Consider the following 231-nt stretch of genomic DNA (forward strand, 5'->3'; position numbering starts at 1 on the left):
TGCGCCACACTTCATCGTTTCGCGGACTGCCGACGATTGCCCGTCGAAGCCACATCCGGCGATGGTGACGGAATGCTGTGACGAAACCGGCATGAACCCTGCCGATACCGTTGTCATCGGCGATGCGATTTACGATATGCAGATGGCGAAGGCCGCCGGTGCCAAGGCGATCGGCGTATCCTGGGGATATGCCAGTGTCGATTAGTTGATTGCTGCAGGTGCCGATGCCAT

General features: G+C 58.4%; 1 protein-coding gene. It reads left to right on the top strand.

The window, feature by feature from the left end:
• Positions 1-205, top strand: a 205-nt coding sequence (locus SB772_RS46045) for an HAD-IA family hydrolase (protein WP_410839278.1), incomplete at its 5' end; no start/stop codon positions are given.
• Positions 206-231 lie beyond the last annotated feature (26 nt).

Origin of the sequence: Paraburkholderia sp. SIMBA_030, assembly GCF_046535245.1 — a bacterium.
In the GTDB taxonomy this organism is placed as follows: Bacteria; Pseudomonadota; Gammaproteobacteria; order Burkholderiales; family Burkholderiaceae; genus Paraburkholderia.